Below are 13,484 nucleotides of genomic sequence, written 5' to 3'. Positions count from 1 at the left end.
CGTCAAACAATGAAATTAAAATCAGGAGGAAGTAACAATGGAAGAAATTAATTATCAAAAACGAAGTACGAAAGCAACAAGACAGAAGTTAGATGCTATCCAAAAGAAACATCGTGTCGAAGTACGATTGAGTGACTTTGATATAGATGTATTAGATACGACTTGCGAAAAGTTACATATGACTCGCTCTCAGGTTTTACGAGGTGGGATTCATGATTTGAAAAATGTAACAATAACAGAAGTAAAAAACATTCATAATGCAAGTTTAGAAGAATTAGCATCTGAATGCAGAGTGTTAGGTGTTCATGTAAATCAGATTGCAAAGTCATTAATTACGAAACAGGTTAATTATAAATACATGGATAATGATGAATTTCTAAGCACATTTCAGGCTGTGAAGTGTGTGCCAGAAATCGTCAACAAGGTTTCGGAATTAATTCAAAAAGTTGAGGAATCTCGCAAAGATTTTGTTGTTGATGTGGATACCGAAGTTGATAAAGGAATTGATAACTATTTATACGGACTGCGAACAGTTGGCGATAGATATTTGGAGGAATACAATTATGGCGACGACTAATATTCAAGCACTTTCCAACATCAGAGGGCGAATGTCGTATACTGAATTAGGCAACGGTGATATGCGCAAGCATCACATAAAGCATGATACAAACCGTATCCTTGCAGAAATGGGCGATATGGGTTCAAGAGAAGCGATTACCAGTTATGCGGAAGCTGTGTTAAAACAACACACTAAACGCAAAATTGGTGGCTATGAAGTACGTGTATCGTTTGGTCTTGATGAGTTAAAGCCAGAGAATCCGCAAGATGTCCAGCAAGCGATGGGTGTTATTTATTTGATATGTAAACAGTTAGCACCACATTCTCCCTGTTGGGTAACCATGCATGGTGACGGTGAGGGTGGCTGTCTACATGGTCATGTAATGGTGGTCAATCAAGACGTAACGACAGATCATGCGGTATCGCATGGCCTGTCGCATCACCATGTAGCTTGTGTAGCCGATAAGATTTGCATTGAAAATGGTCTGTCAACGATAGGAAAGCCTGCTTTTGTGAAGAAGCCTATGCTATGGCAAGAAGTCAGAGATTCAGAGAGTTACTATAGCAGAACTTTAGGTGATACGATACTACGTATAAGAAATCAATCTCAATCCCTAGAAGAATTTGAGGAAAAACTGAATGCTGAGGGAATTACCCTGCAGGAAACGGTGAAAGCAGATAAACAATCAGGAGAAATCCATAAAGGCTGGACATATCATACGAAAAAGGGCTTTGCTGGTGAAAGACGTTCCAGACGTAGAGCAGGAAAAAAGCTGGCGGATGATTTGAAAAAAGGCAGTATTGAACAATATTTTACCGAAAAACAGGCAGAGCAAAAAGAAGTACATACAGAGATTGAACCTGTACTTAATAAAGAAATGGAGAAAAATACGATGAATCTAAATATGATAGATATAACTAAGAAAGCTAATCGAGATAACGATTCTTTCTTACAATCTTTTATTTTAAGTGACGATGATGTAATACCCATGCTTGATAGCTTAGAGGTGGCACATAGAAGCCATGGAAACCCGATAAATCGAAAACGTATTATGCAAATAAAGGATAACCCTAAAGACTACATAGCAATGCTTCAAAGTGACGTAGATGCCAGTAGAAAAGAATATATAGCATCAAAAGAATACAGAGATGTACTAAGAAAGCAAGAAACACCGTCATTTTATGCTTTACAACAAATATTCAAGCATTCGCAAAGTAAAGCAAAGAACCCTGTTGACCGCATGATAAATGATATGTTTGCTCAGATGTTTGCATTCCTTTTAATAGACGTAATGACTGAACACAAACAAGTTCAGTTAAACGATGCAGAAGAACAATTATACGAGAGTCGTAAAGCCATGTGGGATTCTGAAAAACGGCTGAAATCGGCTCAAAAAGCGATTCATAACAACACTATCATTTCACAAGGTAAAGGAAGAAATGTAAGTGCCGATATGGAATCTGTATATGAGGATTATAAGCAGACAATGGATAAAAACCTAGAAATTGATTGATTGAAAAAAATAACGACTCCCGCTTTGGAAGTCGTTATTTTTTATTCATGAAACAAGTCACTGATGTGTAATGGAATTAAATTTTTCACATTTATGAAGTTGCCTTGCCCTGTAGGCACTGCCGCCATTGCTGGTGTGCTTGCTGGCTTTCCACCTTGATTGTCTGCATTGTAGGCAAGAACCTTTGGCACAAGAAATATATTTCCTGTATGCTGTTCTATGGCAAGCATCCCTGCCATAATCTCATTTGGATTTAAGATTTTATCACTAGCAACTTTGATATGTTCTCTAGGCTTGTAGTAATTTTCTAATGACATGATATTTCCTTTCTATTCGTGAAATTCTGGTGGCGGAACGAGATACCAGCTTTTTCCGAAGTACTTAATTCCCCAGACGTAAAGGCAAAGTTCATCATCATAAAAGACCAATTCATTTGTGAATTTCAATAAAAATTCTGGATTGGAAATTATATAAAATTGAAACACAGTCTCCCCAACGCATATATCACCGTTAATAATTTGTAACTGACGTAACGTCATTTCATTAGCAAGTACCATAGAACCAACAAGTTCTGCTAGGTCAGCAAAGCTATTAATATGTTCAAATTTCATTAGTTAATTCCTCTCTTTCTCTGAAGCTGTAAGTATCATCGCCAACGATTATGAAATCGATTAAATCAATTCCAATAATGGATGATGCATGTTCAATACGCTTGCATATGTCAATATCATCTGCTGAAGGTAGCGTATTCCCACTAGGGTGATTATGGGCGACAATGATACCGTTAGCTCCACACATCAAGGCTCTAGTAAGTAATTCCTTTGGCAAAAAATAGCAGTCAGCTGAGCCACCATGTGCTAATTCAAATAATGCTACTGGATGTAGCCTTTTATTTACACCAATTACAACAACGTGTTCTTCTACCTTGTGTTTTAATCGGAAACAAGTTTCTAACATTTCCGCAATTACAGCAGGACTATTCAAAGCAGTTGCTTTCTCATAATCGTAAGAATCCTCACACACCATTGTAGGCAGCCTTTCGTCATTTAGCTCTAAAACATATTTTCTAATATTCATATAGAAATCCTCCTTTTGCTCGTACTCTCGAATGCCGATAGGCATTCTTTGAAAATGAAGTTGAATAAAAAAATACACTACCTAAGCGAAATGCTTAAGTAGTGTATGTGGGTTATTCCCAGTGACCTGGAACGTCAACGACCCATTTCTGACCAGTTACTTTGTTCTGGTAAGAACCTTGGTCTTCTTGTTTGGTAACGGCAGATGTAGTGACTGTCTTGTAGTGTTCCTGTTGCTGGTAGTTACCGTTTAATCCCTGTTGCATTAACGCTACAGCGTGTGCTTTACAGTCAGATGCGCTTGTGGTTGAGTAACCGTCTTCAGGGAAGTAATATGTCATGTAGTCAAATACTTGTTCAGTCTTTTCTGGTGTGACAACGACAGTAACGATGTTTGGTACCCAAACTTGTTCTACGATGTCTTCGTAGTGGCCTTTCTCGGGAACCCAAACAGGTTCTTTCTGAGCAGGTTTCTCGTTATTCGGTTTACCCGTATTTCCGGTGTTACCTGAGTTACCGGAATTGTCATTTTTGCCCGTATCACCCGTGTTACCAGGTTTTACAGTTTCCGTAGGTTTGGATTCAGTCTCAGACTGAGCGGATTCGGTTGTTTCTTTTGTTTCGTCACTGATGTGCTCGTTAGCATCTACGTTTTTGTTAACGGTTTCAAGAATTTTCTTTCCGTTATCGCCTTTAAGCGTTTCATCACCTTTAGCGATAGCAGTCTTGATGTTGCTAACGACTTCTTTCATCATGTCGTCAGTTACTTGGTCAGCAGGAATCTGCTTGATAGTAATTTCAACTTTAAGTTGTTCTTTTTCAGTCTTTGCGTTTGCGAAGTCAGCAGAATTGAATGCTAAGGCATCATTTTCGCCGTCTCCGTCAGTGTCTTTATTAGCGTTAGCTAAGACGTGGATAGAACCGTCCACATTGATAGGTGCAACGACAGTGATTTCGTATTCACCAGACACAAGAGATAGTTTTGGTTCTTCTTTGCCGTAAGAGATGGCGTGGTAGAAGTCTGTGGACTTCGTGTCTTTGTCAGTGCCTTTGATGTGAACGATAGCAGGGCTTGATTCAGTAGTCCATGCGTCGTCACCTGTGACGTTAAGCTTGATTTCGTCGATGATGGTTTCTTTGACAGTTTCAGATTCAGTTACAGATGTTTCGGATTTTGGTTCAGAATCTTTGCTGAAAGCACTTGTCGCACCAGCTATAGCAAAGATAATAATAAGTACGATAGCGACAGCTATTGCTATCGCTTGTTTGGTGTGGCTTTTTAGCCACTCTTTGATTTTATTCAATTAATCCACCTCAATTCCTTTAGCGTCCGGAGTATCTAATATAAATCCTGCGTGGTCTTCGCTAACAAGAGTTACTATAGTAGCAAATCCTCTAAAATTCATATCATACACAGTCTGAATTCCATAGTCAGGGAAAAGTTGAATTTCAGCAGTAGAACTATTTTCAATTTGTGTCATATTATCTGAATAATATGTAGCTCGATATTTTTTTTCAAATGAAAGAGTTTCTTCCTTTGTGTTATTCCCCGAAGTATCTGTTTCGATATGGATGGTATAAGGAACAGCATCTGGCTCTTTATATTTAAGATTAGAAACTTCTGCTAGCAAATTATCCAAATTATTCAAATCCACTTGTAAAAGGTCAATGTCTTCACTGTAGAATTCTTCAATTTCAGAGGATTTATCTGGTTCTAATTCCTTGACTTCGTTCATCTCATTTACGATAGCTCCCTTTGTTTCAGAGACATTTGTTATTTCTTTATCAATACTTGATTTAAGATTAGAAATATCGGACTCAAAAACATCCTTATCAAGTTTTTTGGCAAGCGATATTATTTCATCATTTGAAAGTTCTTTCAAATCAGAGAAAGTAAGAGTGCTACAATCATAATCTGTGACATTTCCTTTTCCGTCAAAAACTAAAATGGATGAAATATTTTCATCTTTACCAACCTTTCCGTCATTGCCCATATAAAACCATATCCCCTCTTGATTAAATGCTTCAGAAGCAGAAATTGGTTCTTTAGCAGTCTTTACGTCACCTTTACTACCCCCACAAGCAGTAAGGGATAAAGCCATAAGGCTTGTTGCGATTGTTAAGGCAAATACCTTAGACAGTTTTTTCATTTTCATTTCTCCTTTAGATTATATTTTGATTTTTATATAACTTAGACAAAACAAATTTAAAAAAGTTTTATCTACCCCAAAAATTATTGGATGTTCCTCGGGTTTTGATGTTATATAAACTAATTAGGCGATAAAAAGCCCATATAGTTTATTATAACATCTCGTAAATGCCTATACTATACATATATAGATAAATTGTATAGGCGGTGATGATGTGAATTATTATGAAATTGGACAAAGAATAAGAAAATACAGAAAAGCTTACGGTCTGTCACAAGAACAGCTTTCAGATATGGTTGGAATATCTGCAACTCACATGAGCCATATAGAAACAGGAAACACCAAGTTAAGCCTTGCTGTGCTGGTTAAAATTGCGGATGTTTTATCTGTTCAGACAGATGCACTTCTTTTTGATGCTCCACAAGTGAATAGAACAGCAATGACAGATGAAATTAGCAATATTCTCAGTTCTTGTAAGCCACAGGAGTTGAAAGTTATAACAGACGTAATAAAATCGCTTAAAATCTCATTAGATAAAAATAATGATTAGGAGTATTGATTTTTGATGTAGCAATATCCCTTTTAAGTATTTGACTTCCTTATTCCTCTCGGCAATCTGAAAGATTGCTATCTAAAATAATAGAACCCGACATTTAAGCTGTCGGGTTCTATTCATAAAGTCTGTTATTCATTAGTAGTAAATAGGTAGTAAATAGCTTGTATTATGAGCCAAAAACTATAATAAAAACTGTGTTTTACTGCGGTTATGGCAAAAACACTTTATTTTTATTATAAAAATAAGGTATTTCTTTAAAGAGGAAGTATTGTAAATAAAATTTAACTATTATCATTTTCTTTTAACAATTGTATACAATAAACCTGTAGTATAATTAAGGTAGATAAAATAAAGGGAGGGATAATATGAATTTAATTGATAATCATATTCATACTAATTTTTCAAGTGATGGAAAGGATTCAATGGAAGATACAATAAAAAAAGCTATAAGTATAGGTGTTAGATATTTAACTTTTACAGACCATTTAGAGCATGATGAAGGTAAGGGATTTTGTATAGATTATAACAACTATGTCCCAGTGTTTAATAAACTAAAAGAAAAGTATAAAAAGGATATAGAGTTATTATTAGGTGTTGAAGTAGGATATAGAAAACATTTAAAAAATGAAATAAAAGATGTAATAAATTCACATCCTTTTGATTTTATATTGTGCTCAACTCATACAATTGATAATGTACCTGTTCCATCGAAAAAATACTTTGAAGGACTTAGCAAAGAAGATGCATATTATAAATATTTTAATAGCATACTTGAAACTAATCATGAATTTAAAGATTATAATATATATGGACATTTAGATTATATATCTAGATATGGGATATATTCAGATAACAGAGTAATATATAATGATTTTAAAGATGTTATTGATGAAGTCTTAAAGTCAATAATTAATAATGGAAGTGGAATAGAGTTAAATACATCTGGTTATAGATATGGATTAAATGCCATACATCCAAATGAAGATATCTTAAAAAGATATAGAGAACTTGGAGGTTTTATAGTTACTGTAGGTTCTGACTCTCATAGAGTAGAAGATATATGTAAAGATTTTGATGTGGCTTATGATATGCTTAAATATCTTGATTTTAAATATGTATCATTATTTAAAGAGAGAGAAACTTATTTTTTAAACATAGAAAAAGTTAAATCTAATAATATAGCATAGAGAGCTAATATAGCATAGATAAGTCTTTTTAAATAATTTAAAAGTTAGTATAAAAATTAATAGTATGACATTGTATCCTCTAGGAAAATACTAGAGGTTTTTATTTTGCAAAAAAATAATAAAGATAAGATTTATTTTAATAAAAATGATTATTGTAGCTTAGAAAACTATTGTTATGATATTTAACTATTATATCTTTTTATTATGATATAATAGTTAAATATATTGACCTATCTTTAAATTATGTAAATTATTAGAAAGAAGGGATAAAGTTGTCTAATAAAAATAAAGAAAATATAACTTTAAACAATCAAATCACAGAATCAACTCAACAAACTTTAACAAAAGAAGCTATATTACATATACCAATGAGCAACTATGCTTATGGCTATGATAGAGAAACATTACATATAAGAATTAGAACTAAAAAAAATGAGGTAAAAAAAGTGACCTTAAGGATAGGAGACCAATATGTATGGGACAAAGGAGGTGCAGGAGGAGGGAATCTAAATGCATCTGGACTTGGTTGGTCTGGTGGAACAAATATAATGATGAACAAAGAAGTAGAAACAGAATTATTTGATTATTGGATAGCTGAGTGTAAGCCTTTAAATAAACGTTCAAGGTATGGATTTATAATAGAAGGTCAAGAAGAAAAAATTTTATTTACAGAAAAAAAGATAATAAAATTAGGAAACGAAAATGATGAGAAAGAGTTATGTGAAATAAGTAATTTTTTTGGATATCCATATTTGAATCATATAGATATACCTAAAGTCCCAAATTGGGTAAAGGATACTGTTTGGTATCAAATATTTCCTGATAGATTTGCAAATGGAAATCCATCTATAAATCCAGAAGGAGTAGATATATGGGGAGCTATTCCAACAAGAGATAATTTTACAGGTGGAGATTTACAAGGTGTAATAGACCACCTAGATTATTTGAGCGATTTAGGAGTAAATGGAATTTATTTTTGTCCTATTACAGTTGGAAAAACTAATCATAGATATGATACGATGGACTACATGGAAATAGACCCTACCTTAGGTGATAAAGCTACTTTGAAAAAACTGATAGAAGAAGCACATAAAAGAAATATAAAAATAATGTTGGATGCTGTATTTAATCATATAGGATATTATTCTAAACAGTGGCAAGATGTAGTTAAAAATAAGGATAATTCGAGATATAAAGATTGGTTTTATATAAAAGATATGAGTAAAGTTGATACTCCAATAGAAGAAATAGATGAAAAAAACATACCTTATGAAACTTTTGGGTGTGAAAAATACATGCCGAAACTTAACACAGAAAATTCAGAAGTAATAGAATACTTATTGAGTGTAGGGAGGTATTGGATACAGGAATTTGATATAGATGCATGGAGATTGGATGTATCAAATGAAGTAGATCATGCTTTCTGGCGAAAATTTAGACAAGAGATTAAAAGAATAAAACCTGATATATACATATTGGGAGAAATTTGGCATGGAAGTTTACCATGGTTGATGGGAGACCAATTTGATTCAGTTATGAATTATTTAATGTCAGAAGCTATGAAACAATTCTTTTGTACAAATGAGATAAATGCTGAAGAATTTAAATATATGATAAATGATGTAATAGTAAGCTATCCAATGCAAGTCAATGAAGTTATTTTTAATTTACTTGGAAGTCATGATACTACTAGAATATTGACTTATGCAAATGGTAATATAGGTAAATTTAAACTTGCGCATTTATTTATGTTTATACAATCAGGAAGTCCTTGTATATACTATGGTGATGAAATAGGAATGCAAGGAGAACTAAGTCCAGTATCTGAAGGACAAAGAAAATGTATGGAATGGAATGAGGAAAAATGGAATAAAGATATACTTGATTTTATGAAGAAGATTATTAGACTTCGTAAATCAAATAGAGAGCTTAGAACTGTATCAAATGAGTGGATACTATCAGATAAAAAAAATGGAACAATTATATTAAAAAAAGAATCTATTACAGTAATAATAAATAATTCATCCAAAGATTTAATCTTAAAGTTACCAGATTACTTGATGAATAGAAAAGTAAAAGATTTATATGAAGAAAAGATAATTGATTTAAAGGAAGAAATAACATTAAAAAAATACGAGTTTATTATTTTAAAATAATGTAACAATGTGCTTGATTTAAAATTAACTATAACTTTTTATATTATTTAAATAAAGTATCTTTAATTATAATAAATGAATTTAGTATAATTTTATATACAGGTGATTTGTAATAAAACTTGTTAAGAAAAGTTTTTATTTAGATGAAAATAAATATTGAAGTTTTTAATTATTTTGTAATTTAATAAAAAGGAGAATTACTGAATAAGTAGAGGGAAGGGAAAACATGAATGACTATAAAGAATATATATTTACAGTAAAGTCTAGTAGTGTAAATTTAATTTTAGGTTTGATATTTTTATCAATTGGGATTGTATTAAGTGTATTTTGTGTATATATTAAACAGTATTACATATTAGTAATTACTATTACACTTACAATATATGGATTAACTTCAATTCTCAAATATACAAGAAAGTATATTATTTTTGATTTATATAATATTAAAGTTCGTAAATTCATAGGGCGTGAAAAAGAGTATTCATATCGTGATATTACTAGAATTTCAATAAATAATAAGAAGCAGGAATGTCCAGTTAAAATATATGTAGATAATAATAAAATTGCAATTTTTTTTATATCTGATAAAAATTATCTGTCTGCTATAGCTGAAATGAAGCGAAGAGAATTACCATTTGATGATAAAAGTATAGATTATATATCAGATATGCCACTTTGGATTCCAATTCAATCTAATGAAATTAAAAAGTTTTGTAATGAAGCTTCACGAAAACTTGAAAAACAGGTTAAAGAGGATTTGTGTAAAATAGAAAAAGAGTTTGGAAAGGATATATCTTTTTCTTTTGGTATAGATATTGAAGAAAATCCGTTTGTATGTGTATTTTTAGTATGTATTATGAAGAATGAAAATTATACAAAAGTTATAAAAAAATACAGAGGGGAAAAAGCATGGGCTATGTTTCCTGTATATATAGTGGGACCACGACTATATAAGAAAGAAATTGAAGATGGGAAATTTATTTGCAATATAAATTATTTAAATGCTTTTTCTGGAAAGATGTGGTCAAATTTTTCTAGAGTGATAAAAAAATATGGTGTGCAAGAGAGTGAAATAGATGTGGGTTTTGAATTAAAGAGTGAATTAGATTGAATAGTTCTATAAAGAATATTTAAAATATAAAAGAATATCTAAAATATGAGATATAGACGCAAAATAAATTAATTATTAGTCTAAAAAATCCTTATAGAGAAAGAGGTATAGGAATGCTTGAAGCATTTATATTTGATTTAGATGGAGTGATTACAGATACAGCAGATTATCATTATTTAGCTTGGAAAAAACTAGCTGATGAGATTGGTATAGATATAGATAAGGAATTTAATGAGTCTTTAAAGGGTATAAGTAGAATGGAATCATTAAATAAAATACTAGAATATGGATATAAAAAAGATTCATTTTCGGAAGAAGAAAAAATGAAAATGGCTGAAGACAAAAATAACTATTATGTATCTTTAATAAACAAGATAACTTCAAATGATATTTTACCAGGTATAAAAAATTTACTTGATGATATAAAATCTAATAATATAAAGATAGGATTGTCTTCTGCAAGTAAGAATGCCACAAATGTATTAAAACATCTAGGCATAAGTGACCAATTTGATTTCATAGCGGATGCATCAAAATGTAAGAACAACAAACCATATCCAGATATATTTCTCATGTCAGCAAAGGGGCTTGGTGTAAATCCTAAAAATTGTATAGGTATAGAAGATGCAAGTGCAGGTATTGATGCTATAAACTCAGCCAATATGTTTTCTGTTGGAGTTGGAGATTATAAAAATCTAAAAAAAGCAAATTTACTTGTAAATTCAACAAGTCAGTTAAATTTTAAGTATATATTAAGTGAGTATAATAAGTATATAGTTAGGAGCGTTATATGAAATGTTTGTTTGATAATATAAATGAGTGGAAAATTATACAAGACAAGATTGAAATTAAAGAAAATAGATTAGCAGAGTCTATAATGAGTATAGGCAATGGTTATATGGGTATGAGAGGAAACTATGAGGAAAGATATAGCGGAGATAGTCATAGAGGTTCTTATATAGCTGGAGTATGGTTTCCAGATAAAACTCGTGTTGGATGGTGGAAAAATGGATATCCAGAATACTTTGGTAAAATTCCTAACTCAGTTAATTATATAGGGATAAGAATTTTCATAGATGGTGTAGAGTTAGACCTTGCAAAATGTAATGTTGAAAATTTTTATAGAGAATTAGACATGAAAAATGGTATTTTAAAGCGCAAATTTACTGTGAATATTAATGGCAAAAAATTTGAAGCTAATATAACAAGATTTTTAAGCATATCAGTTAAGGAATTAGCTGTAATAAAGTATGATATAAAAGCTTTGAATTCTAGCGCTAAAATAAAATTTATTCCATACTTAGATTCAAATATAAAAAATGAAGATTCAAATTATGAAGAAGAATTTTGGAATGCAGTTTCTTCAAGTTCCTCAGAATATAGAGGAAAGATACTTTCACGTACAAAAGAAAATACATTTAATACACCAATATTTACAGTAGGTGCAATGATGCATATTAAAACAAGAGGTAAAGTAGATGATATATCTTATTTAAGTACTGATAATTACTGTGAAAATTCAATAACAATGGATATTTTAGAAAATGAAACTATTGGAATAGAAAAATATGTAACAATAACTTCTACTAGAGATTATGGTGAAAATGAGTTATTAAAGAGATGTGAAGATATTTTAAATATAGAAATATTTAAAGATTACGAAGATATCTTAAATAAACATACAAAATTGTGGAATAAAAGATGGGAAAGTGCAGATATAAAGATAGAAGGGGATAAGAGTAGTCAACAAGGTATAAGATATAATCTATTTCAACTATTCTCGACTTATTATGGAGAAGATTCAAGATTAAATATAGGACCAAAAGGATTTACTGGTGAAAAATATGGAGGTGCTACTTATTGGGATACAGAAGCATTTTGTCTTCCAGTATATTTAGGTGTGGCAGATAAGAGTGTAGCAAGAAATCTTTTAGTATATAGATACAATCAGCTAAAGCAAGCAAAAGATAATGCAAAAAAACTTGGACTTAAGGGAGCCTTATACCCAATGGTTACTTTTGATGGAGTAGAATGTCATAATGAATGGGAGATAACATTTGAAGAGATTCATCGCAATGGAAGTATAGTATATGCAATATATAATTATACAAATTATACAGGTGATTTTGAATATATGAAAGAAAAGGGTATAGATGTAATAATAGAAGTAGCTAGATTTTGGGCTAGCAGAGTACATTTATCTACAAGAAAAGGTTTGTATATGATACATGGAGTTACAGGCCCAAATGAATACGAAAACAATATTAATAATAATTGGTATACTAATTATATAGCCAAGTGGTGTTTGGAATATGCTATAGAAAATGTCTTAAAGTTAGAAAAAGAGTACAGCGAATGTATTGAAAGAAATAATATAAGTAGAGAGGAAATTGAGGACTGGAAAATAATATCAAAGAAAATGTATTTGCCATATGATGAAGAATTACAAATAATAGTTCAGAATGATAATTTTTTAGATAAGGAATTTATAGAGGTAAAAGATTTGCCAAAAGAGAATCTTCCTCTTAATCAAAAATGGTCTTGGGATAAGATTCTTAGGTCTTGCTTTATAAAACAAGCGGATGTGTTACAAGGAATTTATTATTTTGGAAATAGGTTTACTAAAGAAGAGAAAAAGAGAAACTTTGATTTTTATGAGAGATATACTGTACATGAATCTTCTTTATCTTCTAGTGTTTATTCTATTATTGCTTCTGAAGTAGATAACCTAAAAAAAGCTTATGAATTATACTCAAGAACAGCTAGACTTGATTTAGATAATTATAATAATGATACTAATGATGGTCTTCATATAACCTCAATGTCTGGCTCATGGCTTTCCATTGTACATGGATTTGCAGGTATGAGAACATGGAATGAAACTCTATCTTTTGAGCCTAGGTTGCCTCAAGAATGGAAGAATTATTCTTTTAATATAAATTATAGAGATAATAATATCAATGTTGATGTATATAGTAATTTGATTAAGATAGAAAATTTAAAGGGAAAACCAATAAGAATTATTGTATATGGAAAAGAGTATATATTAGAAAAATCTATAGAGATTGATAGAAATAAATTAAAATAATGTTTTATTGTATAAATAGTTAAAATAAATTTATCTAATTTAAAATTTATTTTAACTATTTTTTATTTAATGCAAACCTATATATTAT

General features: G+C 31.1%; 13 protein-coding genes. 8 read left to right on the top strand and 5 right to left on the bottom strand.

Features of this window, described 5'->3' with window-relative positions; all coding sequences use genetic code 11:
* Positions 1-37: 37 nt before the first annotated feature.
* Together KGF41_RS04545 and KGF41_RS04540 are read left to right on the top strand one after the other, a co-directional pair.
* The gene (locus KGF41_RS04545) at positions 38-577 is read left to right on the top strand and encodes a hypothetical protein (RefSeq protein WP_227854536.1); all 540 of its coding nucleotides are present in this window, start codon (positions 38-40) and stop codon (positions 575-577) included.
* On the top strand, positions 564-2,072 hold the full coding sequence (locus KGF41_RS04540; RefSeq protein WP_227856401.1) for a relaxase/mobilization nuclease domain-containing protein: 1,509 nt from the start codon (positions 564-566) through the stop codon (positions 2,070-2,072). Before KGF41_RS04545 ends, KGF41_RS04540 begins: the two co-directional genes overlap by 14 nt.
* A gap of 41 nt (positions 2,073-2,113) precedes the next feature.
* Here the strand turns inward: KGF41_RS04540 and KGF41_RS04535 are convergent, their stop codons facing one another.
* The 5 genes from KGF41_RS04535 to KGF41_RS04515 all read right to left on the bottom strand — a co-directional run bounded on the left by KGF41_RS04535 (position 2,114) and on the right by KGF41_RS04515 (position 5,142).
* Positions 2,114-2,311 carry a hypothetical protein gene (locus tag KGF41_RS04535; RefSeq protein WP_227854538.1) on the bottom strand — a complete coding sequence of 66 codons (198 nt, stop codon included), beginning with the start codon at positions 2,309-2,311 and terminating at the stop codon, positions 2,114-2,116.
* Positions 2,312-2,401: 90 nt separating this feature from the next.
* Positions 2,402-2,683 (bottom strand): hypothetical protein, encoded by a 282-nt coding sequence (locus KGF41_RS04530; RefSeq protein ID WP_227856400.1) that lies wholly within the window; start codon positions 2,681-2,683, stop codon positions 2,402-2,404.
* Positions 2,673-3,149: a JAB domain-containing protein gene (locus tag KGF41_RS04525; RefSeq protein ID WP_227854540.1), complete on the bottom strand. Its 477-nt coding sequence runs from the start codon at positions 3,147-3,149 to the stop codon at positions 2,673-2,675. The genes KGF41_RS04530 and KGF41_RS04525 overlap by 11 nt, the downstream gene beginning before the upstream one ends.
* A gap of 112 nt (positions 3,150-3,261) precedes the next feature.
* Entirely contained in the window at positions 3,262-4,452 is a 1,191-nt protein-coding gene (locus tag KGF41_RS04520) for a hypothetical protein (RefSeq protein ID WP_227854541.1), read from the bottom strand.
* A complete protein-coding gene (locus tag KGF41_RS04515; RefSeq protein ID WP_227856399.1) occupies positions 4,453-5,142 on the bottom strand; it encodes a hypothetical protein in 690 nt (229 codons plus the stop codon).
* 370 nt (positions 5,143-5,512) lie between these two features.
* Here KGF41_RS04515 and KGF41_RS04510 point away from each other — a divergent pair, with 370 nt between their 5' ends.
* The 6 genes from KGF41_RS04510 to KGF41_RS04485 all read left to right on the top strand — a co-directional run bounded on the left by KGF41_RS04510 (position 5,513) and on the right by KGF41_RS04485 (position 13,396).
* Positions 5,513-5,848 (top strand): helix-turn-helix domain-containing protein, encoded by a 336-nt coding sequence (locus KGF41_RS04510; protein ID WP_227854543.1) that lies wholly within the window; start codon positions 5,513-5,515, stop codon positions 5,846-5,848.
* 371 nt (positions 5,849-6,219) lie between these two features.
* Positions 6,220-7,041: a histidinol-phosphatase HisJ family protein gene (locus tag KGF41_RS04505; RefSeq protein ID WP_227829562.1), complete on the top strand. Its 822-nt coding sequence runs from the start codon at positions 6,220-6,222 to the stop codon at positions 7,039-7,041.
* A gap of 272 nt (positions 7,042-7,313) precedes the next feature.
* Positions 7,314-9,197: a glycoside hydrolase family 13 protein gene (locus KGF41_RS04500; RefSeq protein WP_227841558.1), complete on the top strand. Its 1,884-nt coding sequence runs from the start codon at positions 7,314-7,316 to the stop codon at positions 9,195-9,197.
* A 226-nt stretch (positions 9,198-9,423) separates the two neighbouring features.
* Positions 9,424-10,308, top strand: coding sequence for a hypothetical protein (locus tag KGF41_RS04495; protein ID WP_227841559.1), 885 nt, complete (start codon positions 9,424-9,426; stop codon positions 10,306-10,308).
* A 113-nt stretch (positions 10,309-10,421) separates the two neighbouring features.
* Positions 10,422-11,102, top strand: a complete 681-nt coding sequence (gene pgmB, locus KGF41_RS04490; protein ID WP_227841560.1) for a beta-phosphoglucomutase — start codon at positions 10,422-10,424, stop codon at positions 11,100-11,102.
* Positions 11,099-13,396 carry a glycoside hydrolase family 65 protein gene (locus tag KGF41_RS04485; RefSeq protein ID WP_227856398.1) on the top strand — a complete coding sequence of 766 codons (2,298 nt, stop codon included), beginning with the start codon at positions 11,099-11,101 and terminating at the stop codon, positions 13,394-13,396. The genes pgmB and KGF41_RS04485 overlap by 4 nt, the downstream gene beginning before the upstream one ends.
* The last annotated feature ends 88 nt before the right edge of the window (positions 13,397-13,484 follow it).

It is taken from the genome of Clostridioides sp. ZZV14-6150, assembly GCF_020657875.1.
In the GTDB taxonomy this organism is placed as follows: Bacteria; Bacillota; Clostridia; order Peptostreptococcales; family Peptostreptococcaceae; genus Clostridioides.
Note: the sequence above shows the minus strand (reverse complement) of the source record. Positions and strands in the feature narration are given on the sequence as shown.

Coding starts and splice junctions, on each gene's coding strand:
- KGF41_RS04545 (WP_227854536.1), top strand. CDS start 38: ATGGAAGAAATTAATTATCAAAAACGAAGTACGAAAGCAACAAGACAG.
- KGF41_RS04540 (WP_227856401.1), top strand. CDS start 564: ATGGCGACGACTAATATTCAAGCACTTTCCAACATCAGAGGGCGAATG.
- KGF41_RS04535 (WP_227854538.1), bottom strand. CDS start 2,311: ATGGCAGGGATGCTTGCCATAGAACAGCATACAGGAAATATATTTCTT.
- KGF41_RS04530 (WP_227856400.1), bottom strand. CDS start 2,683: ATGAAATTTGAACATATTAATAGCTTTGCTGACCTAGCAGAACTTGTT.
- KGF41_RS04525 (WP_227854540.1), bottom strand. CDS start 3,149: ATGAATATTAGAAAATATGTTTTAGAGCTAAATGACGAAAGGCTGCCT.
- KGF41_RS04515 (WP_227856399.1), bottom strand. CDS start 5,142: ATGGGCAATGACGGAAAGGTTGGTAAAGATGAAAATATTTCATCCATT.
- KGF41_RS04505 (WP_227829562.1), top strand. CDS start 6,220: ATGAATTTAATTGATAATCATATTCATACTAATTTTTCAAGTGATGGA.
- KGF41_RS04495 (WP_227841559.1), top strand. CDS start 9,424: ATGAATGACTATAAAGAATATATATTTACAGTAAAGTCTAGTAGTGTA.
- pgmB (WP_227841560.1), top strand. CDS start 10,422: ATGCTTGAAGCATTTATATTTGATTTAGATGGAGTGATTACAGATACA.
- KGF41_RS04485 (WP_227856398.1), top strand. CDS start 11,099: ATGAAATGTTTGTTTGATAATATAAATGAGTGGAAAATTATACAAGAC.